Origin of the sequence: Qingrenia yutianensis (assembly GCF_014385105.1) — a bacterium.
In the GTDB taxonomy this organism is placed as follows: Bacteria; Bacillota; Clostridia; order UMGS1810; family UMGS1810; genus Qingrenia; species Qingrenia yutianensis.
Genome location: NZ_JACRTE010000002.1, coordinates 244,597 through 268,698 on the forward strand (window position 1 = coordinate 244,597; position 24,102 = coordinate 268,698).

A 24,102-nucleotide genomic window follows, 5' to 3' on the forward strand; every position below is an offset into this window, starting at 1 on the left:
TATGAAAAACACACAACTTACATTCAAAAAAAAGCTTATTGACGCGGAAAACATTATCCACGCGGTGTTTTTAATACTCGGTTTAATCACCGTCGGGAGCGTGCTTCTCATCACGGTTTACCTTATAATTTCGGGCTTGCCGGCAATACTCAAAATCGGATTTTTCAAATTTATGTTCGGCAAAACCTGGGCGTCGACCGCATCAGCACCGCAGTACGGCATACTTCCGTTTATCTTAACAAGCATTTACGGCACGGGCGGAGCAATACTCATCGGCGTGCCTCTCGGCTTTTTCACAGCGGTGTATCTTGCAAAGCTTGCGCCGAAAAAGCTCAAAAACGCGGTCGAATCGGCAGTCAGCCTGCTCGCGGGTATCCCGTCGGTTGTATACGGCTTGGTGGGTATGCTTTTTCTCGTGCCGGCAATCCGAAAAGTTTTCAATCTTCCCGACGGCTCAAGCCTTTTCGCGGCGATAATCGTGCTTGCGATAATGATTTTGCCGTCCATAATAAAAGTGTCGCTCACGGCGCTTGAGGCAGTGCCGAAAGAATATGAGGACGCATCGCTTGCACTCGGCGCGACCGATATAGAAACATATTTCAGGGTGTCCGTCCCGGCGGCAAAAAGCGGTATCGCGGCGGCGGTTGTGCTGGGCGTGGGACGTGCAATCGGCGAGGCAATGGCAGTTATGATGGTATCGGGCAATGCGCCCAATATGCCGTCAATCTTTGAAAGCGTGCGCTTTTTGACAACCGCCGTTGCGAGCGAAATGTCCTACTCGGCAGGACTTCAAAGACAGGCGCTTTTTTCAATCGCACTGGTACTGTTTTTGTTTATAATGCTTATAAACGCGGCTTTGAATTTCCTTTTAAAGCGCGATAAGGAGAAATAAAATATGCTTTCAAATCAAATATCAAAAAAACGAAAAATATATATCGGCACACTTAAAACGCTTATGATGCTTTCTGTAATTATCACAAGCGCGCTGGTGCTTTTTCTTATGATTTTCGTGTTTGCAAAAGGCATACCGAACATATCGTGGGAGTTTTTGTCCACCGCACCGAGCTATTTAACCGAAAGAATAGGCATACTTCCCGATATTTTAAACACTGTTTATATCGTTATCGCAACGCTTGCAATCGTGCTTCCGCTCGGCGTCGGCGCGGCGGTATATCTCACCGAATACGCGTCCAACAAAAAAATTGTTGCGGTAATCGAATACGCCGCGGAAACGCTTTCGGGCATACCGTCGGTAATATACGGACTTGTGGGAATGTTGTTTTTCTGCCGGTTTCTCAATATGAAAACATCGCTTCTCGCCGGCAGTTTAACACTTGTTATAATGAATTTGCCGACGATTATGCGAACGACACAGGAAAGCCTTAAAACCGTTCCGCAAAGCTACCGCGAGGGCGCGTTCGGACTGGGAGCCGGCAAATGGCACGTTGTGCGCACGGTTGTTCTTCCGGGCTGTGTTGACGGTGTAATAACAGGCTGTATACTCTCGGTCGGCAGAATACTCGGCGAATCGGCGGCACTGCTATTTACGGCAGGTTTTGCGCACGCATTAAACGGTATGAAAGACGCGCTCGGAAACGCAGGCGCAACGCTCACCGTAGCGCTCTACGTTTACGCAAAGGAACAGGGCGAATTCGGCGTTGCATTCGCGATTGCCGCTATACTTATGCTTTTAACGCTTATCATAAACCTTGCGGCAGCACTCACCGGCAAATATTTTGAGAAAAGGAGAAACATATGAACGGCATAATTTCGGTTAAAAACCTTAATTTGTGGTACGGGCAGACCAAGGTGCTCAAAGACATCAACATAGAAATCCCCGAAAAAAGCATAACCGCGCTTATCGGGCCGTCGGGCTGCGGAAAATCCACATTTTTAAAAACCATAAACAGAATGAACGACCTTGTTCCGGGCGTCCGCATTGAGGGAAACGTGGAATACGGCGGACAAAACATTTTTGACCCGGCGGTTAACGTAAACGAACTGCGAAAGGAAATCGGTATGGTTTTCCAAAAACCTAACCCGTTCCCGATGAGCATTTACGACAACATCGCTTACGGTCCGCGCACGCACGGCATAAAAAACAAAGCAAAACTTGACGATATAGTTGAAAAATCATTAAAAGGCGCGGCGATTTGGGACGAGGTTAAAGACAGACTCAAAAAAAGCGCACTCGGACTTTCGGGCGGTCAGCAGCAAAGGCTGTGCATTGCGCGCGCACTTGCGGTTGAACCGAAAATTCTTCTTATGGACGAGCCGACAAGCGCGCTCGACCCGATTTCAACATCTAAAATAGAAGAACTTGCAAGCGAGCTGAAAAAATGCTATACTATAATCATAGTTACGCACAATATGCAGCAGGCGGTGCGTATATCCGACAACACGGCATTTTTCCTGCTCGGCGAGCTTGTGGAATACGGCGAAACCGAAAAGATGTTTGCAAATCCTAAGGACAAACGAACAGAGGATTATATTACGGGGAGGTTCGGATAATGCGAAGTAAATTTGATATGCAGCTTGCAAATCTTAACAAAGAACTTATAGAAATGGGCGCTCTGTGCGAGCAGGTTATCGCGCTTGCGGCAAAATCGCTTGCGGAGGGCGATATTAAAACGGCGAAAAAGATTTTTCCGCTCGACGATGAAATAGACCAAAAGGAGCGCGACATTGAGTCTATGTGCCTTAAAATGCTCCTTCAGCAACAGCCCGTTGCGCGCGATTTAAGGCAGATTTCCGCGGCGCTTAAAATGATAACCGATATGGAGCGCATAGGCGACCAGGCGTCGGATATTGCCGAGATTATCGGATTTATGGGCGAACGCACCGACCGAAAATGCGGTGATATTGAAAATATGGCGCGCGCGGCAATAAAAATGGTCACCGAAAGCGTGGACGCGTATGTTAAACAGGACGTTGAAATTGCGAAAAAGGTAATTTCGCACGACGACGTTGTAGACGATTATTTTAAGAAAATCAAAACTGAGCTTATCGAAATGATTTCAAAAAATCCTGACGACGGCGAATATGCAATCGACCTTGTGATGATTGCGAAATATTTTGAACGTATCGGCGACCACGCGACGAACATTGCCGAGTGGGTGGAATTTTCGGTAACGGGTATTCACAAAGGTGTTGACGAACTTTAATCAGTCAAAAGAAACAGGAGTTGATAGGTTATGAAAATATGGTGTGTTGAGGACGACAAGTCTATCCGTGACATTGAGGTTTACACCCTCAAAGCGACGGGCTTTGACGCAAGCGGATTTGAGGACGGCAAAACGTTTTTCACCGCGCTGGAGGCAGAAATTCCCGACCTTGTTGTGCTTGACATTATGCTCCCCGACACCGACGGTGTGGAAATTTTAAAACGGCTGAAGGCAAACGAAAAAACCAAGGATTTGCCCGTTATAATGGCAACCGCAAAGGGTATGGAATACGACAAAATTCAAAGTCTTGACCTCGGTGCGGACGATTATTTAACCAAACCGTTCGGTATGCTTGAAATGACCTCGCGTATAAAGGCGGTTCTGCGCCGAAGTGCGCCAAAAGGCGGCGATTACATACTCTCGCACGGACTTCTCACGCTCAATCTGCGCGAACATTCCGTTACCGCGAACGGCGAAAACGTAACCCTCACCCTGAAAGAATTTGAACTTTTAAAGCTTTTTATGTCCAACATCGGCGTGGCATATACGCGCGGGCAGTTGTTTAACGCCGTTTGGGGTATGGACTACTGCGGAGAAACGCGCACCGTTGATATGCACATAAGAACGTTAAGGCAAAAAATCGGTGTCTGCGCCTCGTACATCACAACCGTGCGCGGTGTAGGGTACCGTATGGAGGTAAACGTATGACAAAGAGAATTTTCCGCTCTACACTTGCCGTTGCAGTCTGCGTTTTTTTGGCGGCGGCAGTCATCATTACGGGAGTTTTGTATAATTATTTCAGCGCATCTATGCAAAATCAGCTGAAATCCCAGCTTGAGCTTGCGTATGCCGCAACCGGGCGCGAGGGGGTTTCTTACCTTGAAAATCTTCAAAAAAGCGATTACCGTCTGACGCTTATCGGAGCTGACGGCAAGGTTATTTACGACACAAACGCGGACGCCGGTGCAATGGACAATCACGCCGACCGAACCGAAATCCGCGACGCTGTGCAAAATGGCGAGGGCGAGAGCGAACGTTTTTCGTCGACACTCCTCGAAAAAACATTTTACCGCGCGAAAAAACTTTCAAACGGCTGTATTTTAAGAATTTCCGCAACACAGTATTCGGTGCTGACGCTCGTGCTCGGAATACTTCACCCGATTGTAATAATTTTTGTGTTTGCAATCATTCTGTCGGCGCTCCTTTCGCGCAGAATGTCCAAAAAAATCGTCGAACCGCTTAACAACCTTGACCTTGAAAAACCGCTTGACAACGACGTTTACGACGAAATATCCCCTCTCCTTCTGCACATTGAACAGCAAAACAGGCGGATAAAATATCAGATTGAAGAGCTAAAGCAAAACCGCAAAAAATTTGACGCGGTTATAGAAAATATGAACGAAGCACTCGTTTTGCTTGACGAGGACGAAGCCGTGATTTGTGCGAACAAATCGGCGATGAAACTTTTCAACACCGACAAATCGTGTATCGGCAGAAGTTTTCTTTTGACCGACCGCAGTATTGACATTGACAACGCGATAAAACAGGCTGACGAAAACGGAAAAAGCGAAACGTCGATAAGCCGAAACGGCAGAGAATACCGCGTAAATGTGAGCAAAATCGGCAGAAGAAACATAATCGGAACGGTTATTTTAGCATTTGACGTAACCGACAAAGTTTTTGCAGAGCGCAACAGAAAAGAGTTCACCGCGAACGTTTCGCACGAATTAAAAACGCCTTTGCAGTCGGTAATGGGCAGTGCCGAGCTTATTGAAAACGGCTTGGTTAAGACAGACGACATTCCGCGTTTTGCAAGGAACATACGCACCGAGGCACAGCGCCTTGTCGCGCTGATTGACGATATTATCCGCCTTTCCGCACTGGACGAAAAACAACAGCTTGAATTTGAAAACGTTGACCTTCTTGAAATTGCAAAGTCGACCGCAGAGGAATTAAAACCTATGGCGGACGCAGAGGACATTAAAATTTCGCTTGACGGCGAAAACACCGTGATAAAGGGTGTTCGCCGCCTTGTGTACGAGATTGTGAGAAACCTTTGCGAAAACGCGGTGAAATACAACAAGCACGGCGGAGAAGTTAAAATTTCGGTTGCAAACGACGGAAAATTTGCGCATTTCACCGTTGCGGACACGGGAATAGGCATAAGCGATGAGCATATTTCGCGCGTATTCGAGCGTTTTTACCGTGTGGACAAGAGCCATTCAAAGCAAACCGGCGGTACGGGACTGGGGCTTTCGATTGTAAAACACGCGGCGGACTGCTTAAACGCAAAAGTAAGTATTAAAAGCACGCTCGGCGAGGGCACGGAAATAACCGTCGATTTTCCGATAAACTGATATAAACATAAACCCCGAAATCGTTTGATTTCGGGGTTGTTTTTTCATTATTTACTGAAAAGTTTTTTAAATTCCTCGTTGTTGTAGTCCTCAACAATAATATTCGTGCCGAGTTTTTTGTGCAGTGCACGCTGTTCCTTTGCGCTTTCGGGGAGTCTGCTCACCGTCACCGCGCCCATTTCCGCGCCTGCAAGAATTTCCGCTCTGCCGTCGCCGACAACTAAAATATTTTTGCCGTCAATGCCGAGTTTTTCGCGCAAATGCTTCATAATAACCTCTTTCGGGAGCTTTTCCGTCCAGGTCGAGCCGATAATATCCTCGGCGATTTCGCCCTTGCCTATCGGGTAGCCGAGTCCGACAACCTCTTCCCACATTCCCATACCTTTCTCAACAACCGCGCCCGTCACAAAATAGTTTTTTACGCCGTTGCCGTGCAGAAATTTCATAAACTCCATCGAACCGCCTACACGGTATTTATCGGGATTTTTAATCGCGTCAGCAAGGTTTTTGTCACGGCAGTATCCGTTTAAAACCTTTTCATAAAGCTTAAAAAGGCGCGGTGTTTTTTCGGTCAGCATATCGAGCATTTCCTTTTTCTCGCCGAAACCGTCAAACTGCTCCTCGCCGTTCCAAATTCTTTTAATAATCTCGGAATTTTTTTCTTTGTCGCAGTCAACCGAAATTTTGCCATCCTCAACCGCACGTCTGATTGCCCATTCCATCTGTGTGAGCGCCGAGAGCCCTGCCGACTCAACGCAAAATCTGTCGGTTTCGGGGTGAGGCTCTTTTCCTGCAAGATTTATAAGACGTTTTTCATTTTCCTCACTGTCAAAATCGTCCGAAAGACCGTTTTGTATAACGTCAAACAAGCAAATGCTCATAACCGGCGGCCACTCGCGGATAAGCGAATGAGTGCCGTCAATATCGTGAAAAGCGTATGTAATTTCGTGCTCCGCAAAATCGTTTACAACAATTTTTGCGCCTGTATTTTTAATTTTCAGCATAGTTTTACCTCCAAAATTTTTTACAGGCTTATTATACCAAATGCGCATAACGTTAAATATAATTTTTTCAACAAAAACATTGCAAATATTACGGTGATATATTATAATGGTGTTGGGAGCTGATCAAAAATGAAAGGCACGGCATATCTTGAAAAAAAATACGAAATTGACGAAAATTTTAAAATTTCGGCGATAAAGCGAACAAAAACGACCGACGTTGAAATTCACACGCACAACTATTTTGAAATCGAATTTATACTGTCGGGCAAAGCAATTCACACGGTGAACGGCTATACATACACGCTCAAAAAGGGCGACGTTTATATGCTCTCGCCGTCCGATTTTCACTCTATAAAGGTGATTGAGCCTATCACGCTGATAAATATTATGTATACCGAGCAGGTCATTTCGCCGACGTTTGTTTACGATTTTTTCGCGTCGGGCAAAATGCTCACCTGCCGTTTGAGCGACGAGGAATTTGACCGTCTTGCGCCCGTTTTTGAGCTTATCGCGCAAAAACCGACCTCGGACGCCAATCTGAACATTCGGTATATCCGCAATCTTTGCGAATGTATGATGCTCACAATTTACGACAAGCTTAAAATTGTGCCGAAAGAGCCGACCGCAAGCAGGTCGATATACCGCAGTATTTTATACATAAACCGCAATTTCCGCGCAAAAATCAGCCTTGACGAACTTTCAAAAAGTGCGGGATACAGCAAAAATTATTTCAGCCATCTTTTCAACAAAACTTTCGGTGTCGGGATAAACGACTATATAAACAATCTCCGTCTTGACTACGCTTATGCACTGCTGACATCTACCGATGTTTCAGTGACGCAGGTGTGTTTCAGTTCGGGGTTTTCGTCGTTCTCGGTGTTCTCGCGAATGTTCAAAAAACGTTTTTCCGCACCGCCGTCAAAAATTATGAAATAAAAAAAGCGAATGATTTTTTGTTAAAATCATTCGCTTTTTTGTTAAAATCAAACGGGATAAACTTTGTCGTTTACATCTGCAAGCGAGGAGTCTACCTTATATTTTGCCGCCTGACGCTGCTGAAAAAACTTCGTTGCAACACTGTCAAACAAAGCGTACGACAAAACGTCCTCGTCCTGTTCGATATATTCTTTACATTCGTTTCTGATTTTGTCAAGCTCGGGCTTGATGTTATCCGCAGGACGGCAGGTAATCTGCTTTTCGTCACCGATAATGATTTTCTTGATTTCGTCGCTTACGGGAACGGGAGTTTTGCCGTATTCGCCTTTAACAAGACCTTTCGACTCTTTTGTAACCATTTTGTATCTCTCGCCCATAAGAACGTTCAAAACTGCCTGTGTGCCGACAATCTGGCTTGTAGGCGTAACGAGCGGAGGATAGCCGAAATCTTTTCTTACGCGCGGAACTTCTTTAAGCACCTCGTCGAATTTATCCTCTGCGTTTGCCTGTTTAAGCTGTGAAACAAGGTTTGAGAGCATACCGCCCGGAACCTGATACAAAAGCGTGTTGATGTCAACGCCGAGAACTTTTGTGTTCATAAGACCGCTTTCAAGATATTTTTCGCGGAGCGGTTTGAAGTAATCCGCAATTTCGGTGAGCGCGCCGAGGTCAAGACCGGTATCTCTGTCTGTGCCCTGAAGTGTGGCAACGAGCGGTTCTGTTGCCGGCTGGCTTGTGCCGAGCGCAAGCGGAGAAATTGCACAGTCCACAATGTCCACACCTGCTTCGATTGCTTTAAGATACGTCATTTCGCCGACACCGCTTGTGCAGTGCGTGTGGAGCTGAATGGGGATTTTAACCGTTTCTTTAAGCGCTTTTACAAGTTTGTATGCCTCGTACGGAACAAGGAGCGCCGCCATATCCTTGATGCAGATGCTGTCTGCACCCATTTCTTCAAGCTGTTTCGCCATTTTTGTGTATGTTTCAATGGTGTGAACAGGGCTTATTGTGTAGCAAACAGTTGCCTGAACGTGACCTTTTTCCTTTTTGCACGCGTTGATTGCTGTTTTAAGGTTCCTTACGTCGTTCAATGCGTCGAAAATACGCATAATGTCAATGCCGTTTGCGATTGATTTCTGAACAAAATATTCAACAACGTCATCGGCATAGTGGCGGTAACCCAAAATGTTCTGACCTCTGAAAAGCATCTGAAGTTTTGTGTTTTTCGCCGCCGCTCTGATTTTACGGAGTCTTTCCCACGGGTCCTCATTCAAAAAGCGAAGGCACGAATCGAAAGTTGCACCGCCCCAAGCCTCAAGCGAATGATAGCCGATTTTGTCCATTTTGTCTATGATAGGAAGCATCTCGTCGGTCGTCATTCTTGTTGCAATCAGCGACTGGTGAGCGTCCCTTAATACCGTTTCGGTAATTTTAACGGGATTTTTTGCCATATATATCTACCTCCTTAAAAGTGAATATCTAAAAATAATTATCCTAAAAATTTAGCCATTGTGAGGAACACGCCTGCCGCAACCGCGGAGCCGATAACACCTGCAACGTTAGGACCCATAGCGTGCATAAGCAAATAGTTTGTCGGGTTTTCTTTCTGTCCGACAACCTGCGAAACCCTCGCCGCCATAGGAACGGCAGAAACGCCTGCCGAGCCGATAAGAGGATTGATTTTGCCTTTTGTAACCTTGCACATAAGTTTTCCGAAAAGCACACCGCCGGCAGTGCTGAAACAAAACGCACAAAGTCCGAGAAGAATGATGTAAAGCGTTTTGAGCTTAAGAAAACTGTCTGCCGACGCGGTTGCGCCGACCGTTACGCCGAGGAAAATCGTTACGATGTTGCAAAGCTCGTTCTGTGCGGTGTTTGAAAGTCTGTCCGCAACGCCCGACTCTTTGAAAAGGTTGCCGAGCATAAGCATACCAACGAGCGGTACTGCGTCGGGAACGATTAAAGCAACGATAATGGAAACGGCAATCGGGAAAATGATTTTTTCCGTTTTGCTTACCTGGCGCAGGTTTTCCATTTTAATGCTTCTTTCCTTTTTGGTGGTGAGAAGTTTCATAATAGGAGGCTGAATAATCGGGATAAGCGCCATATACGAATATGCCGCGATAGCGATTGCCGGAAGGAGCATGGGAGCGAGCGTTTTTGTAACCAAAATCGCCGTCGGGCCGTCCGCACCGCCGATAATACCGATACTCATAGCCTCGTTCATTGTGAACCCGAGCGCAAGCGCGCCCAAAAATGCCGTAAATACACCAAGCTGTGCCGCCGCACCCAAAAGAAGGCTTTTGGGGTTTGAAATAAGCGGAGAAAAGTCTGTCATAGCGCCTATTCCCATAAATATCAGCGACGGATAAATTCCAAGCTTAACACCGAGATAAAGCAAATCGAAAAGACCGCCGTTGTGAAGAATATCCGAAAAATTCATCACAAAATGTTCTTCGTTTCCCGTGCCGACAAACATTTCGTTGTGCATAATGTTTGCGCCCGGCATATTTGCAAGGAGCATACCGAAAGCAATCGGCATTAAAAGAAGCGGTTCAAAGCCTTTTACAATAGCAAGATAAAGCAGTACGCAAGCAATGCAAATCATAATAATTGTGCCGAAATCTACCCCTGCAAAGGCGATTGCACTGTTTTGCGTCGCGGCGAAAATTCGGGCGATACCCGTACTCTGCATAAAGCTTGTTATACCTTTAATAAATAAATCTCCCAAAATTTTTCACCCTTTCTGTCAGTTAAATTAAAAATTCCAAATCAGTTAAGGGTGATTAAAAGGTCGCCGGTGTTAACGGCAGAACCCTGTGTTGCGTTGATGGACGCAACTGTTCCCGACTTCGGTGCGGCAATTTCGTTTTCCATTTTCATAGCCTCCAAAATTACAACCGCCTGACCTTCTTCAACAGTGTCGCCCACGTTTACGTTAACTCTCAAAACGGTACCCGGCATAGGAGCCTCAACCTTTACGCTTCCTGCACTTCCCGACGGAGCGGCGGCCTTGGGAGCCTCTGCTTTGGGAGCAGGCGCCGCGGCAGGTGCGCTTACGGGCGCGCTCACAGCAGGTGCGCTCGATACTGCACCGCCGATTTCTTCAACCTCAACTTCGTATGCAGTTCCGTTTACTTTTATATTAAACTTTCTCATAATTTTTAAACCCCTTTCTTAAAATCCCTTGTAAACATTCTCGTTTCGCGACGCTCTGTTCCACGCAGACGCGCTCTCGCCGAGTTTTCTGTACGATTTAATTCTAATGTTATATGATGAAGTATTAAGCGACGCGCAGATTGCGGCGGTTATCGCGGCAATAATTTCGCCGTCGCCGTTTGTTTTTGCTTCAACAGCCCTTTTCGGTGCGGTTTCGGGTGCTTTTTGAACCGTTTCGGTTTTTTCGGCAGTTTTAACGTCTTTATTAACCTTCGGCGCAAGAACTTTTTCCATTATGATAAGAACGAACATAATGAGCGCAAGGACGATAAAAACTATGCCCATACCCAAAACAACAACCAATAAGGCATTGCCCCAGTTTACCATATATATCACCTATCCCTTAATTGCTTTTGTGCTTTTTGGAAAGTCCCGACTCACGTTTTCCGGCGAGCATTTCCAAAGCGGAAATTACAACAGGACGCGTGAGCGCCGGCTCGATGATGCTGTCAACATAGCCTCTTTTTGCCGCCGAATACGCATTTGAGTTTTCTTTATATTCTGCGATTTTTGCGTCGCGCTCTTTTTGAGGATCGTCGCTTTCAGCAATGTCATCTTTAAACATAATATTTGCACACGCCGACGAATTGAGAACCGAAATTTCGGAACCCGGCCAAGCGATTGTCATATCGGAGCCGATATATTTCGAGCCGAGAGCAAGATAAGCTCCTCCGCAAGCCGAGCCTGCGATAATGTCGATTTTAGCTGTTGTAGCCTCGGCATACGCACTGATAAGCTCTGCAGCCGATGCAAGACTGTTCGCGTCCTCCTCGTTTTTGTCCGCTTTAAATCCCGTAACGTTTGTGATTGTCACAACGGGAATGTTAAAGCTGTCGGCAAATCTTACAAAACGTGATGCTTTTTTGCACCCTGTAATGTCAAGCTCACCGCTTGCCGCAACAACTGCCGCGCTCTCACCGCCGAGTTTTACAAGTGCGGTCGCAACGTTCGGTGCAAAATCTTTTGAAAGTTCGAGAACGCTCGATGCGTCGCTGATTTCGTTTATAACCGTGCGGATATCGAGATTTTCTGTATCTGCCGAGTTTAAAACCTCGCTCGTTCTGTTGATGTCGTCATTCTCACCGCCAAAAGGCGATGCGCTCAAATTGTTATCGGGAAGATAATCGAGAAGCGCTTTGATTTTTTCAATGCAGTCGGCATCGTTTTCGCACACAATATGCGCCTTGCCCGACTTTGCACAAGCCGCCGCACCGCCGAGATTTTCCGCGGTGATGTCGGCATTTGTACTGCCCTTTACAACCTGCGGACCGTTCAAAAATACCGCTGTGTTCTTTTCTGTTACGAGCGTGAAATCGCAAAGCTGTGAATACGCCGCCGCAACACCGGCAAGCGGACCCATAACCGCTGAAATCTGCGGAACAACGCCCGAAATTTTTGCGCTTGTTTTAAGGATTTTTCCAAGGCCGTTTAAAGCGTCAAGCCCCTCGGAAAGCCTTACACCTGCACTTTCTGCAAGTGCGATAACGGGAACGCCCGTTTTGGAGGCAAGCTCCATAACCTTAACAATTTTTTCTGCGCCGACTTCGCCGAGCGACGCTCCGAGTACGGTGTAATCCTGTGCAAAAACGCACACCTGACGGTTGTTAACCGCACCGTAACCGCAAACAACTCCGTCCGCAGCAAGCGTTTTGTCTGAATAATCAATGTTTGCTCTCTGACCGGCAAATGCGTCCAATTCAACGAAAGTACCCTCGTCGATGAGCGCGTTTATTCTCTCCCTTGCCGTCATTTTGCCCAAGCTGTGCTGCTTTTCAATCCGAGCCTTACCGCCGAGCGACAAAATTTTCTCCTGCTCGGCTCTTAAAGTATCAAGACTGTGCATAAAAAATAGAACCTCTTTTCTTCGGCATATTTCGCATTGCGCGATTGCCGGAATGTATTGTTTTTAAGGGATTTTTCCCAAAGAAAAAAATCTTAAAACCCTGCGTAAAAATTGCGATTTTACCTGATTTTTCCAATAAATCCAACTTCAACGCCTTATTCTTATATATTCGACATTTTCCCTCTGTTTCCTTTTTTTATTTTTTAATTTTTTGTATAAAAATTAAGATTATTTCAAGAAAACCTGTAAAATAGGCACATTCAAAAGATTTTCAAAGCAAATTTACTACTAATTTACTACTTTTGACGGAAAGACCTTTGATATAACCGTTGAAAATCTTTTGAATTGCAAGCACAAAACAAAATATTTGAAAAACGGCAGATAGAAATATCTGTCTTTTTTTGTACCTTGAAACGAAAGGAATTTTGAAAATGAAACAGAAAAATAACGAGCAGCTATGCCCTAAATGTCAGACGGGCTATGACACCTATTTACTCGATAATAAAAGTCCGTTTTGCCCGTACATTCATTGTCACAAAGGAACGAGCTGCGCAATGTTCAAACCGTTAAAAGAAAATACAGACCGAGAGCGTCAGGATTGATAAAAAATCCCGACGCTTTTTTAATTTCAGAGGAAAGGAGATTTTTTGTAATGGCAGTTTTCAGAATAAACAAGACGCAAGACTACACCGTGATGTCAAACTTTCACTTAAAGGACAGAAGTTTATCCTTAAAGTCGAAAGGACTTTTGTCGCTGATTTTGTCATTGCCGGAGGATTGGAATTATACCACCAGAGGACTTGCGGCAATATGCAAAGAGGGTGTTGACAGTATCGGAACGGCATTAAAAGAATTGGAGCGTGCAGGATATATCAAGCGCAACCGTCTCCGTGATGAAAAAGGCAAGATTACCGATACGGAATATGTCATATTTGAAAAGCCGCAGGACAATCCCGATACGGCACAGCCATATACGGAAAATCCGTATATGGATATACCAGATACGGAAATGCCGTGTACGGAAAACACCGCACAATTAAATACTAATAGATTAAATAAAAAAGAATTAAATACGGATATATCAAATACTTATCCTATCAAATCATATCAAAAAGAGCCGGAGCCGACAAATGCGGCACAGCCCACAAAAGAAAAATCGGATAGGATTGGATATGATGAGGTGGAAACATACAGACAGATAATCAAAGAAAATATCGACTATGATGTTTTAAGCGTCAACCTTAACCGTGACGCTGCTATGCTTGACGAAATCGTTGACCTTATGACAGAAACGGTTTGCACACAGAAAGCAAGTCTTGTCATTGCCGGCGATACCTACCCGGCGGCAATCGTGAAATCAAAGCTGTTAAAATTAAATTCTGAGCATATCGAGTATGTTATCGACTGTATGAGGGAAAACACAACGGATATTCGCAATATCAAAAAATATATGCTTGCGGCTCTGTTTAACGCCCCCTCCACCATTGACAGCTATTACAGAGCGAAGGTCAATCACGATATGAAACATTTTTAAGGCGGTTTTGTCTATGAGAAAATCAGATTACAAAAAGTGCAGACCGCCTTAAATAAACGGCTTTGATACAGATAAAACGCGTTTTAATAAAATCGAGAAAGGAAAAAATAAAATGAATTTCAAAAGCAAATTAAAAAATATTCTGTCGGCGGCATTGGCGGTGTCAACGCTGCTTTCGGGATTTACGCCGATAACGACCTATGCGGCACAGGTAAACGAATATGTCGATCCTGCGGATATATGGGTATCTGCAAACGGCAGAACAAACGAGCTTGATTTTAATGCGACTATCACGCAGGAAACAAGCTGGTGCACGGTATGTAACAAAGACACGATAATGCTTACTTACAGAACGCCCGAATATACCAAAAGCGGAACAACCGCATTAAACAGGGGCGTTAAATTTTCGGACGGAACTATGGTTGACGGAAAAACAAAGGGCAACCTTGACAGCGGGCGGCCGAATCAAGACGCAAGCTACTCAACATATCATTGGACAAAATCAATTTGTCAGACCTGCGGAACAATAAACTCCGTTGACGGCAAAGACGCATACGGATTCAGCCGTAATGTTTATGGCTTAAACTCCTGCGACCACAATTTTTTCTTGGACTTTGACAATACCACATACACACCATATAACGAGAATTATCATACAACAGTGTTAAAAGCCGGACGATATTGTCAGTTTTGCAAGGGTACGAAAGCAAGAGCCTCCGAGAAACGAGAATCACACAATTTTACAGAAACGGTTGACGGTCAGATTGGCAACAACCGTTTTTTCATATCCGAAAAATGCGATGACTGCGGATATTCCACAAGCGAGTATGTAACCGCAAAATCTGTTGTTTCGTCATACTACGGAAATGCGGATAATAAATCCCACACCGTAACCGTCAGCGACTTGTCGGACAGCGGCGTACATACAAGTATTCGCTACGGAACGAGTGCAGGCAAATGCAATCTCACTTCTGCTCCGAACTACACCGACGCCGGATATTATCCCGTGTACTATGAAATCTCATATAAGTATCAGGGCGAAACAATGACGGAAAACGGTGTATCGTATGTGTGGCTGCTGGAGGACAAAAAGGACGATAACAGCGGCGGAACTGTTATTGTACTTCCCGAAAAACACGAACACGATTACAGATATTTGGAAACCGTTGCTCCCTCCTGTGATAACCTCGGCTATGAACGCTGGCAATGCGATGGCTGCGGAAATCTTGACAAGAGAAATTACACCAAAGCGACCGGACATAATTACAAGGCAATTACAATTCGTGAAGCAACCTGCAAGCAAGGCGGCTTGAAATTAAACCTCTGCGACAAATGCGGCAGCTTTTATGAGGAAACAACTCCCGTCGGTGAGCATAAATACAAGACTGAAAAAGTACAACCCACTTGCAGAAATGTAGGCTATACAAATCACATCTGCGAAATTTGCGGTAATTCATATATAACAGATATGACGCCGATTATCTCACACGCTTATGAGCGTATTACCAAAGAACCGACTTGTACCGATAAAGGTTACACAACTTCAACTTGTACGATGTGCGGCTTAAATTATGTCAGCGACTACACCGAGCCGACAGGTCATAATTGGGACGAGGGATATTCGGTTACTTATTCCACCTGTACCGCTGACGGCGTAATTGAATACCGTTGTAAAAACGATAACTGTTCGGAAAAAATGATTAAAGCGGAATCCGCAACGGGACACACACCCGGCAAGGCGGCGACCTGCACAGATCCCCGGACTTGCGAAAAGTGCGGTACGGTTTTAGAATTACCAAAAGGACACAGCTATTCAGAAAATGTTGTTAAGCCTACTTGTACGGCTATGGGATATACGGAATATAAATGCGATAACTGCGATGACAGTTATGTTGGCGATTACACGGATAAACTTCCGCACAATTACAATGCAAATGTTACGGAGCCTACCTGCACCGAACACGGCTTTACAAGATATATTTGCGTAGACTGTGATGATAGCTATATTTCAGACTATACCGAAAAGAAACCGCATAATTACAATGTCGTAATCACAAAACCGACTTGCACGGAGTTTGGATATACCACCTACACCTGTGCTGACTGCGGCGATAGCTATGTTGCGGACTATACGGATAAAACCGAACACAATTATGACAAAAAGGTTATTCCCCCAACTTGTACCGAGCACGGCTACACGGTTTACACTTGCCCAGACTGCGGTAAAGAGTACATCGGAGATTATACCGAGCATAAAAACCATAATTACACTAAAACCGTAATTGCTCCGACTTGTACGGAAATGGGATATACCATTTTCACTTGCGATTGCGGCGATACCTACAAAGGCGAATATACCGATAAAATCGCTCATACTTACAAAAAGACCGTAACCGAGCCGACCTGTACCGAAATCGGATTTACAACTTCCGTTTGCGAGGTGTGCGGCGACACGGTTAAGAGTGATTACAAAAATGCAAAGGGGCACGCACCGTCAGAATGGATAATTGACGAAGCGGCTACCATTGAGCACGGCGGCAGAAAGCATATTGAATGTATTGAGTGTAAAGCGATATTGCAGACTGCGGATATTCCGCAGCTTGTGGCAAAGGATAATTCGGATGAGGACGGCAAGGCTGAAATCGGCAAATATTCCGTCATTCTCACGGACAAGAACAACAAGCCCGTGTTTAATTCCGAAATCACGATTAACAAGGACGATAACATTTCAATCCGCTTGCCGAAAAACAGACTGCTTGACTTTGCGGACAGAACGACAGTAACCGTATTCAATACCGAAAAGCAGACAGCAGCAACGGGTTTGAATATCTTTGTTACAGACGACAACGGCAATAACGCAACAGGCGTAACGGACGAAAACGGACAGTTTATCGCTCCCGACAAAAAATCCTCGACAGGCGACGACAACGGAACTATCGGAAAAGACGACGGCGACAGCAAATTTACCTATGTTATCAAAGTTACGGATAAGCTCAATGTTACAATCCCGAACTGCGAAACCTACATTGGCGAAAGCAATAACATTGTTGTGAAGCTGCCCGACGGTTTGATTTTGACACAGGACAGCCCTGCAATTATCACCGTTACCGACCAAAACGGCAATCCTCAAAAGGGTGTATCTGTTATCGTAATAGCCGACAAGGACTATATCGAAAAAGGCACGACCGATATGTACGGAAAGCTGACTGTACCGCCCGTAAATTCGGGAATTACCGATAAAGACGGAAAGGTTAATTTGCAGAATTATTATGTTTTCGTAAATGACGAAAAGGGTTATATCGAAAACGCTCTTGTTACTCTGAATGAGGATAATTCTTTCAGCGTAAAACTTCCGGCTGAAAATATGATTGACTATGCAAACCGAATTACCGTAACCGTACTTGATAAGGACGGCGCACCGCTGAAAGACATTTCCGTTACCGTTTCGGACGCTGCGGAAAAATCCATTACGGACAAGACGGACGAAAACGGAAAAATCGTTGTGCCGCCTATGAGCGAGGACTACACAGACAAGGACGGCATTGCAAAAGTCGGCAGCTATACAATTATCGTTGAGAATGTAAAGTCAAAAATCGAAAACGCATATATAACCTTAACTGCTGACGGTACAATTTCGGTTTTACTTCCCGAAAATATAAAAATTGAGCATAGCAACAGAATAACCGTAACCGTGCTTGATAAGGATAACAAGGGGGTTAAGGATATTTCCGTAACCGTAAAAGAAACCGTTTCCGAAACTGCCGAAAATGCAGCGGAGCCTAAAACCGCAACGGCTGTTACCGACAAAGACGGCAAAATCTATATTCCCCCTGCAAGCGAGGGCGTAACGGATAAGGACGGAAATACAGACATTTCCGAAACTACACCGGGCAAGGACACAGACGGCGACGGCAAGGACGACACAGAGGAAACGAAAACAGAATACAACATTACCGTTGAGGACACAAAGGGCAAGATTGAGAACGCATTTATTGAAATTAAGGACGGAAAAATTTTTGTTACGCTTCCCGACGGCAAGACCTTAACAATGGATAATCAGACAACCGTAACCGTTCTTGATAAGGATAGCAAAGCTATAAAGGGTGTATCTGTTACAATTAAGGACAAGACAACCGAAAAGACGGCTACTACCGACGCAAACGGCAAGGTTACACTTCCCGTTAAGTCAACAGGTGGCGGCGGCTCATCTTCCGGCGGTGGCGGCGGTCGCGGCGGCAGCTCCGGCGGCGGATATTATACAACCGTAAATGTTAAAATCACTGACAAGGACGGAAAAGCCGTTACAAACTTCTCAAAGAGCACCGACAGCAAGGGAAATATAACAATTATCCTGCCGAACGGAAAAACGCTTGATAACGGAAACTTTTATACTGTTACCGTAACCGATAACAAAGGCAACGCAAAAGAGAATGTTACCGTTCTGCTCAAAGACAGAAATAAAGGCGAAGCAACAGGAACGACAGATAAAAACGGTGTTGTAACAATTCCGGGAAAAACACATACGGCGTACATTTTCGGGTATAATGACGGCACTTTCCGCCCCGATAACAATATGAGCCGTGCCGAAGCTGCTGCAATTTTCGCAAGGCTTATTTCCGAACAGAAAGGCGAAAAAATAAGCGGCAAATCCGATTTTGCAGATGTTAAGTCAAGTGAATGGTATTCAAAATTTATAGGATATATCGAAAAATACGGCATTATCAAAGGCTATGACAACAACACTTTTAAGCCGGACGAAAATATATCCCGTGCGGAATTTGTGGCTATGACGGTCAGATTTAATTCTCTGTTTAATAAGGTTAAAAAAGGCAGCTACACCGTTAAATACACCGATGTTGCAAGTAACTATTGGGCGTATGCTGACATTGCTTATGCAAAACACGCAGGCTGGCTTAATGGCTACGCTGACGGCTCATTCAAGGGCGATAACGCTATTACCCGTGCGGAGGTCGTAACCGTCGTAAACAAGGCAACCGGCAGAATTGCAGACGAGGGGTATATCAATAAAAATCTCTCGTTGCTGAATAAATTTACCGACCTTAAAAATAATTCGCATTGGGCATTTTATTCAATATGCGAATCGGCAAACACACACCTTGCAAATTCTCACGACAATTCCGAAACTTGGGTAAAATAAATGTCAATGAGCAAAAATTGAGCATAAATTGACAAATTTTCAAGGAGGTGTTGCTTATTGCAGGAAGAAATTGAAAAGAAAACGATTGCGCTTGCCATATCCGGCAGCAAAATTACCGGGCGGACGCTTGCAAAAGCGATTTCCGTTTACCTAAATCACCGCAAAGGAAAACTGCCGGACTTAAAGCACGGCAGGCAGACAATCAGAGACCTGATGAAACACAACACGGCTCTTTCAAACATTGAAATTACCGATAAAAATATCAGGTCGTTTGAATCTACGGCGAAAAAGTACGGGATTGACTTTGCACTCAAAAAAGATAATTCCGAAAAGCCGCCCCGATACCTTGTCTTTTTCAAAGGTAGGGACGCAGATGTTCTGACAATGGCGTTTAACGAGTATTCTCAGAAAATATTACGGCAGAAAGAAAAGCCCTCTGTTAGACAGGCTATCCGCAAGTTAGCGGAAATAGTAAAATCACAGCATAAAGACCGTGAAAAAATCAAAGACAGGAGCATTGAGCGATGACGGCAGCGGATAAGAAAAAAATCATTTCAAATCTGCCGTTTCTCATTTTCTTTTGGATATTCGATAAACTGTCATATACCGTGCGGCTGTCGGAAGAAAACATTTTAATATCGGTTGTTAAGGGAGTATCGGAGCTTACAAAAGCGCCGCTGCTCTCTTTTCATTTTACCGATATTTCCGCCGGAATTGTCGGAGCGTTAGCGGTCAAGTGCATTTTGTATCTGCGGAGCAAAAACGCAAAGAAATTCAGAAAAGGCATTGAATACGGCTCTGCACGCTGGGGTACGCCGGAGGATATTAAGCCGTACATTGACGCGGATTTTTACAACAATATTCTGCTGACGAACACGGAACGGCTGACAATGAACAGCCGTCCGAAAAATCTGAAATTTGCACGAAACAAGAATGTGCTTGTAATCGGCGGCAGCGGCAGCGGAAAAACAAGATTTTTTGTAAAACCAAATCTTATGCAGATGACGACAAGCTACTGTGTGACCGATCCGAAAGGGACTATCCTTGTCGAGTGCGGAAAAATGCTGCAAAAAGGCGGTTACAAAATCCGTTCACTCAATACGATAAATTTCAAAAAGAGTATGCACTACAATCCCTTTGCCTATATTCGCAGCGAAAAGGATATTTTGAAGCTGGTAAATGTCATAATCGCAAACACCAAAGGCGACGGCGAAAAGTCGGGCGAGGATTTTTGGGTTAAGGCGGAACGGCTTTTGTATTGCGCTCTAATCGGCTACATTTACTATGAAGCGCCCGAAGAAGAAAAGAACTTCATCACGCTTTTGGATTTAATCAACGCAAGTGAAGCCCGTGAGGACGACGAAAATTACAAAAGTCCCGTGGATATGCTATTTGACAGGCTCGCAGAGCGTGAGCCGGAGCATTTTGCGGTTAAGCAATATGTCAAATTCAAACAGGCCGCCGGTGTTGTATGCTCTAAAAGACTTCTTAATCAAGCGGTTGGGAAGTCTCTTAGAACACACAACCTAAAACCGAAGAAAGGAGCGCAAGTTATGAGAAAAAATGAGAAAATCACAGCTCTGTACGAACGACTGAGCCGTGATGACTTTGGCAAAGATGATGACCAACAGCGTGAGAGCAATTCCATATCCAATCAAAAGGCAATGTTGGAGGAGTTCGCCGCACGGCAGGGCTTTACAAACATTGTCCATTTCACGGACGATGGCATTAGTGGTACTTGCTTTGACCGTCCCGGATTTTTAGCAATGATGAAAGAAGTGGAAGCCGGGAATGTGGAGTATTTGTGCATCAAGGACATGAGCCGCATGGGTCGTGACTATCTGAAAGTCGGTCAGATTATGGAAATCCTGCGTCAGCGTGGCGTTCGCCTTATCGCCATCAATGACGGCGTGGACAGTGCCAGAGGGGACGATGATTTTACCCCTTTCCGCAACATTATGAACGAATACTACGCCAGAGACACCAGCCGTAAAATCCGTTCCACTTTCCAGTCCAAAGGCAAGTCCGGCAAGCACCTCACAGGCACGGTCATTTACGGCTATCTTTGGAACGAAGCCAGAGACCAATGGTTGGTTGACCCCGAAGCCGCCGAGGTGGTCAAGCGCATCTTTGCCATGACGATTGACGGCTACGGTCCGTATCAGATCGCCAGCAAGCTGAAAGAAGAAAAAGTCCTCATTCCGTCCGCTTACCTTGCCCGGCACGGCGAGGGCGTGAACAAAAATAAGACCTTCAAAGATGTGTACGGCTGGGGTTCTTCCACCATCTGCAACATTCTTGAAAAGCGTGAATATCTGGGACACACCATCAACTTCAAGACCCGAAAGCACTTCAAGGACAAGAAAAGCCATTATGTCCCGGAGGACGAATGGACAATTTTCGAGAATACCCATGAAGCTATCATTGACCAGCAGACCTTTGACCTTGTGCAGAAAATCCGTGGGAATGTCAGACGCTACCCGGACGGCTGGGGCGAAGCAGCTCCCCTCACAGGCTTGCTTTATTGTGCCGATTGCGGCGGCAAGATGTATGTCCACCGTACCAACAACGGCAAGCGTATTTCTCAATATACCTGTTCCCAATACAGCAAAGTCCCAGTTGGAAAGCTCTGCACGACACAGCACCGTATCAATGAAGATGTGGTACTGTCCCTTGTTTCCGAAATGCTCAAAGCTATTGCCGAGTATGCGAAGCATGACAGAGCCGAGTTTGTCCGAGTGGTGCAGGAAGCGCAGTCCAGCCAGCAGACGGCAGAGGTCAAGAAACAGCGGATACGCCTTGCCACCGCAAAGCAGAGAGTTTCCGAGCTGGAAGTCCTGCTCTGCAAAATCTATGAGGACAACATTTTAGGAAAGCTGTCTGACAGCAGATATGCCACTCTGGACGCTCAATATGAAAAGGAGCAGACCGAGCTTACCGCTGAAATCTCTGTTCTGGAAAAGGCTATCAAGAGCTACGAGAAGCACGAAAAGGACGCTGACCGTTTTATCGCTCTGATTGACAAGTATGAGAACTTCGACAAGCTGACGATTGCCATGCTCAATGAGTTTATTGAGAAAATCCTTGTGCATGAGCGTGACCGCAAGGGCAGTATTCAGACCACACAGGAGGTCGAGATTTACTTCAATTTCGTGGGTCGTTTCGTTCCCCCTGCGTTTGGCGAAGTGGAGCTTACCCCGGAGGAATTAGAGGAAATCCGCAAGCGTGAGGAACGCAAGGACAGGCTCCACCAGAACTACTTGAAGCGGAAAGCCAGCGGAGCACAGAAGCGATACGAGGACAAAATCAAAAAGCGGAAAAAGGCAGAAATCGAAGCCAAGAAAGCCGCCATTCGTGCGGAGGACATTGCAAAGGGCGTGTTCGTCCCTGTCAGCAGTTTACCGCAGAGAGAGCCGATGAAAGGAGTACAAACAGCATGAATATCACTTACACACAGAACGGCGATTATCTTATCCCAAACATCATTATCCGCAAGACCAAGCCCCTCGGACACTACGGCAGACTTCGCAAGGCGTATCTGGAAATGCACCGTCCGATACTGTTCAATGAGCTGGTGCTATCCGACAAGCTCTTTGAGCATTGCGCCGAGATTGACGAAACAGCACGAAACCGCATGGAGCTGATCGTGCGGTCACTGGCAGAGCAAAACGGCGTGACCGAGCAACTGAAAGCCGAAAACCAAATGGAATGGGTGCGGCAGATGAACGCTTGCAAGGCACAGGCAGAGGAGATTGTGAAAGTGGAATTGATTTATGATTGAGCGAGGAAGTCCGGGCAGAAAACTGTTCGGACTTTTCTCATGTAGTCCAAAGTTGCGGTAGAATTTGCCGTCTTCCCAGATTTGATGGACAGAAAAAAGTGTGATATAATGAAATGGACGCAAACAAATTCAAAATCACAGGAGGAATTTTTATGTCAATCAAAAAAGGAACAATGCCACCTCGTTATGACGAAACATTCAAGAGTGGCGCAATCAAAATGGTTACTGAACAAGGCCGCCCATCAAAAGAAGTTGCCGCCGAGCTTGGTATTTGCGTTGAAACCCTCAAATCATGGCTCAAACGTGCAGGTTTTCAACCCGGTGCGACCGACAGACAAAATCGTAACGACAAGCGTCAGCGTGAACTTGAAACGGAAATACGCTCGCTTCGCAAGCAGCTTGCCGAGAAAGATGAGGTCATTGATGTATTAAAAAAATCCGTCGGCATATTTTCAAAACTATAGAAGATAAGTATCATTTTATTGATGCTATTTGCTCCGAGGTCTCTATAGATAAATTATGCCGTCTGCTCGAAATCTCTCGGAGCGGCTATTATGCTTGGAAAAATCGCAGCGTGTCAGCTCGTAAACTGCACGAACAAAAACTTTTGCGTATTTTAATATCACTTCATGAGAGGTATCCGGCAGCCGGGCTTGATACTTTGGCTGCAATGATAAGAAAAGAGTGTCCGTGCTCTCGAAACACCGTACACCGACTTATGAAATTATATAACATACACTCAATACGCAAAAGAGCCTTCAAAATTACTACAAACTCCAAACATAATTATGCCGTTTGCTCGAAATCTCTCGGAGCGGCTATTATGCTTGGAAAAATCGCAGCGTGTCAGCTCGTAAACTGCACGAACAAAAACTTTTGCGTATTTTAATATCACTTCATGAGAGGTATCCGGCAGCCGGGCTTGATACTTTGGCTGCAATGATAAGAAAAGAGTGTCCGTGCTCTCGAAACACCGTACACCGACTTATGAAATTATATAACATACACTCAATACGCAAAAGAGCCTTCAAAATTACTACAAACTCCAAACATAATTATGCCGTTTCGCCAAATCTTCTTAAAAGAGATTTTGCGGCAGACAAACC

Annotated in this window: 22 protein-coding genes; 16 read left to right on the plus strand and 6 right to left on the minus strand. The window is 45.3% G+C overall.

What is annotated here, in order from left to right; all coding sequences use genetic code 11:
* Nucleotide 1: 1 nt before the first annotated feature.
* The 6 genes from pstC to H8706_RS03205 are packed head-to-tail and all read left to right on the plus strand — an operon-like array spanning nt 2 to nt 5,521.
* Complete coding sequence (gene pstC / locus H8706_RS03180) at nt 2-892, plus strand: phosphate ABC transporter permease subunit PstC (RefSeq protein WP_262431450.1); 891 nt, start codon at nt 2-4, stop codon at nt 890-892.
* Between the two features lie 3 nt (nt 893-895).
* Complete coding sequence (gene pstA, locus H8706_RS03185) at nt 896-1,759, plus strand: phosphate ABC transporter permease PstA (protein ID WP_262431451.1); 864 nt, start codon at nt 896-898, stop codon at nt 1,757-1,759.
* A complete protein-coding gene (gene pstB / locus H8706_RS03190) occupies nt 1,756-2,511 on the plus strand; it encodes a phosphate ABC transporter ATP-binding protein PstB (RefSeq protein WP_262431452.1) in 756 nt (251 codons plus the stop codon). The genes pstA and pstB overlap by 4 nt, the downstream gene beginning before the upstream one ends.
* Complete coding sequence (gene phoU, locus H8706_RS03195; RefSeq protein WP_262431453.1) at nt 2,511-3,164, plus strand: phosphate signaling complex protein PhoU; 654 nt, start codon at nt 2,511-2,513, stop codon at nt 3,162-3,164. The genes pstB and phoU overlap by 1 nt, the downstream gene beginning before the upstream one ends.
* A 30-nt stretch (nt 3,165-3,194) precedes the next feature.
* On the plus strand, nt 3,195-3,872 hold the full coding sequence (locus H8706_RS03200) for a response regulator (protein ID WP_262431454.1): 678 nt from the start codon (nt 3,195-3,197) through the stop codon (nt 3,870-3,872).
* A complete protein-coding gene (locus tag H8706_RS03205; RefSeq protein ID WP_262431455.1) occupies nt 3,869-5,521 on the plus strand; it encodes a sensor histidine kinase in 1,653 nt (550 codons plus the stop codon). The genes H8706_RS03200 and H8706_RS03205 overlap by 4 nt, the downstream gene beginning before the upstream one ends.
* 47 nt (nt 5,522-5,568) lie before the next feature.
* Here the strand turns inward: H8706_RS03205 and H8706_RS03210 are convergent, their stop codons facing one another.
* The gene (locus H8706_RS03210) at nt 5,569-6,525 is read right to left on the minus strand and encodes an HAD family hydrolase (RefSeq protein ID WP_262431456.1); all 957 of its coding nucleotides are present in this window, start codon (nt 6,523-6,525) and stop codon (nt 5,569-5,571) included.
* 129 nt (nt 6,526-6,654) lie between these two features.
* Between H8706_RS03210 and H8706_RS03215 the strand changes: the two genes are divergently transcribed.
* The gene (locus H8706_RS03215; RefSeq protein ID WP_262431457.1) at nt 6,655-7,461 is read left to right on the plus strand and encodes an AraC family transcriptional regulator; all 807 of its coding nucleotides are present in this window, start codon (nt 6,655-6,657) and stop codon (nt 7,459-7,461) included.
* A 47-nt stretch (nt 7,462-7,508) separates the two neighbouring features.
* On the opposite strand, the gene H8706_RS03220 is transcribed toward H8706_RS03215, so the two are convergent.
* The 5 genes from H8706_RS03220 to H8706_RS03240 form a co-directional block, all read right to left on the minus strand.
* Nucleotides 7,509-8,912 (minus strand): oxaloacetate decarboxylase subunit alpha, encoded by a 1,404-nt coding sequence (locus H8706_RS03220; protein WP_262431458.1) that lies wholly within the window; start codon nt 8,910-8,912, stop codon nt 7,509-7,511.
* Between the two features lie 38 nt (nt 8,913-8,950).
* Nucleotides 8,951-10,069: a sodium ion-translocating decarboxylase subunit beta gene (locus H8706_RS03225; RefSeq protein WP_394354514.1), complete on the minus strand. Its 1,119-nt coding sequence runs from the start codon at nt 10,067-10,069 to the stop codon at nt 8,951-8,953.
* Nucleotides 10,070-10,233: 164 nt separating this feature from the next.
* Nucleotides 10,234-10,620, minus strand: a complete 387-nt coding sequence (locus tag H8706_RS03230) for a biotin/lipoyl-containing protein (RefSeq protein ID WP_178347638.1) — start codon at nt 10,618-10,620, stop codon at nt 10,234-10,236.
* Nucleotides 10,621-10,638: 18 nt separating this feature from the next.
* Nucleotides 10,639-11,007 (minus strand): OadG family protein, encoded by a 369-nt coding sequence (locus H8706_RS03235; RefSeq protein WP_262431460.1) that lies wholly within the window; start codon nt 11,005-11,007, stop codon nt 10,639-10,641.
* Nucleotides 11,008-11,023: 16 nt separating this feature from the next.
* Nucleotides 11,024-12,523 (minus strand): acyl-CoA carboxylase subunit beta, encoded by a 1,500-nt coding sequence (locus H8706_RS03240; protein ID WP_262431461.1) that lies wholly within the window; start codon nt 12,521-12,523, stop codon nt 11,024-11,026.
* A 431-nt stretch (nt 12,524-12,954) separates the two neighbouring features.
* Between H8706_RS03240 and H8706_RS03245 the strand changes: the two genes are divergently transcribed.
* The 9 genes from H8706_RS03245 to H8706_RS12405 all read left to right on the plus strand — a co-directional run.
* Nucleotides 12,955-13,125 carry a hypothetical protein gene (locus H8706_RS03245; protein ID WP_262431462.1) on the plus strand — a complete coding sequence of 57 codons (171 nt, stop codon included), beginning with the start codon at nt 12,955-12,957 and terminating at the stop codon, nt 13,123-13,125.
* Between the two features lie 50 nt (nt 13,126-13,175).
* Entirely contained in the window at nt 13,176-14,057 is an 882-nt protein-coding gene (locus H8706_RS03250; RefSeq protein WP_262431463.1) for a helix-turn-helix domain-containing protein, read from the plus strand.
* Between the two features lie 112 nt (nt 14,058-14,169).
* Nucleotides 14,170-19,215 carry an S-layer homology domain-containing protein gene (locus tag H8706_RS03255; protein ID WP_262431464.1) on the plus strand — a complete coding sequence of 1,682 codons (5,046 nt, stop codon included), beginning with the start codon at nt 14,170-14,172 and terminating at the stop codon, nt 19,213-19,215.
* Between the two features lie 57 nt (nt 19,216-19,272).
* The gene (locus tag H8706_RS03260; protein ID WP_262431465.1) at nt 19,273-19,743 is read left to right on the plus strand and encodes a PcfB family protein; all 471 of its coding nucleotides are present in this window, start codon (nt 19,273-19,275) and stop codon (nt 19,741-19,743) included.
* On the plus strand, nt 19,740-22,655 hold the full coding sequence (locus H8706_RS03265; protein WP_262431466.1) for a DUF4368 domain-containing protein: 2,916 nt from the start codon (nt 19,740-19,742) through the stop codon (nt 22,653-22,655). The genes H8706_RS03260 and H8706_RS03265 overlap by 4 nt, the downstream gene beginning before the upstream one ends.
* Entirely contained in the window at nt 22,652-22,996 is a 345-nt protein-coding gene (locus H8706_RS03270; RefSeq protein ID WP_002593326.1) for a TnpV protein, read from the plus strand. The genes H8706_RS03265 and H8706_RS03270 overlap by 4 nt, the downstream gene beginning before the upstream one ends.
* A 152-nt stretch (nt 22,997-23,148) precedes the next feature.
* On the plus strand, nt 23,149-23,460 hold the full coding sequence (locus H8706_RS03275) for a transposase (protein ID WP_262431467.1): 312 nt from the start codon (nt 23,149-23,151) through the stop codon (nt 23,458-23,460).
* A 110-nt stretch (nt 23,461-23,570) separates the two neighbouring features.
* Nucleotides 23,571-23,885, plus strand: coding sequence for an IS3 family transposase (locus H8706_RS12400; RefSeq protein WP_394354512.1), 315 nt, complete (start codon nt 23,571-23,573; stop codon nt 23,883-23,885).
* The coding region (locus H8706_RS12405) for an IS3 family transposase (protein ID WP_394354513.1) at nt 23,840-24,102 on the plus strand (263 nt) is incomplete at its 3' end. The genes H8706_RS12400 and H8706_RS12405, both read left to right, overlap by 46 nt.

Bases quoted from the DNA above. Each gene is read 5' to 3' on its own strand.
- pstC (WP_262431450.1), top strand. From the start codon at position 2: ATGAAAAACACACAACTTACATTCAAAAAAAAGCTTATTGACGCGGAA.
- pstA (WP_262431451.1), top strand. From the start codon at position 896: ATGCTTTCAAATCAAATATCAAAAAAACGAAAAATATATATCGGCACA.
- pstB (WP_262431452.1), top strand. From the start codon at position 1,756: ATGAACGGCATAATTTCGGTTAAAAACCTTAATTTGTGGTACGGGCAG.
- phoU (WP_262431453.1), top strand. From the start codon at position 2,511: ATGCGAAGTAAATTTGATATGCAGCTTGCAAATCTTAACAAAGAACTT.
- H8706_RS03200 (WP_262431454.1), top strand. From the start codon at position 3,195: ATGAAAATATGGTGTGTTGAGGACGACAAGTCTATCCGTGACATTGAG.
- H8706_RS03205 (WP_262431455.1), top strand. From the start codon at position 3,869: ATGACAAAGAGAATTTTCCGCTCTACACTTGCCGTTGCAGTCTGCGTT.
- H8706_RS03210 (WP_262431456.1), bottom strand. From the start codon at position 6,525: ATGCTGAAAATTAAAAATACAGGCGCAAAAATTGTTGTAAACGATTTT.
- H8706_RS03215 (WP_262431457.1), top strand. From the start codon at position 6,655: ATGAAAGGCACGGCATATCTTGAAAAAAAATACGAAATTGACGAAAAT.
- H8706_RS03220 (WP_262431458.1), bottom strand. From the start codon at position 8,912: ATGGCAAAAAATCCCGTTAAAATTACCGAAACGGTATTAAGGGACGCT.
- H8706_RS03225 (WP_394354514.1), bottom strand. From the start codon at position 10,069: ATGATTTGCATTGCTTGCGTACTGCTTTATCTTGCTATTGTAAAAGGC.
- H8706_RS03230 (WP_178347638.1), bottom strand. From the start codon at position 10,620: ATGAGAAAGTTTAATATAAAAGTAAACGGAACTGCATACGAAGTTGAG.
- H8706_RS03235 (WP_262431460.1), bottom strand. From the start codon at position 11,007: ATGGTAAACTGGGGCAATGCCTTATTGGTTGTTGTTTTGGGTATGGGC.
- H8706_RS03240 (WP_262431461.1), bottom strand. From the start codon at position 12,523: ATGCACAGTCTTGATACTTTAAGAGCCGAGCAGGAGAAAATTTTGTCG.
- H8706_RS03245 (WP_262431462.1), top strand. From the start codon at position 12,955: ATGAAACAGAAAAATAACGAGCAGCTATGCCCTAAATGTCAGACGGGC.
- H8706_RS03250 (WP_262431463.1), top strand. From the start codon at position 13,176: ATGGCAGTTTTCAGAATAAACAAGACGCAAGACTACACCGTGATGTCA.
- H8706_RS03255 (WP_262431464.1), top strand. From the start codon at position 14,170: ATGAATTTCAAAAGCAAATTAAAAAATATTCTGTCGGCGGCATTGGCG.
- H8706_RS03265 (WP_262431466.1), top strand. From the start codon at position 19,740: ATGACGGCAGCGGATAAGAAAAAAATCATTTCAAATCTGCCGTTTCTC.
- H8706_RS03270 (WP_002593326.1), top strand. From the start codon at position 22,652: ATGAATATCACTTACACACAGAACGGCGATTATCTTATCCCAAACATC.
- H8706_RS03275 (WP_262431467.1), top strand. From the start codon at position 23,149: ATGTCAATCAAAAAAGGAACAATGCCACCTCGTTATGACGAAACATTC.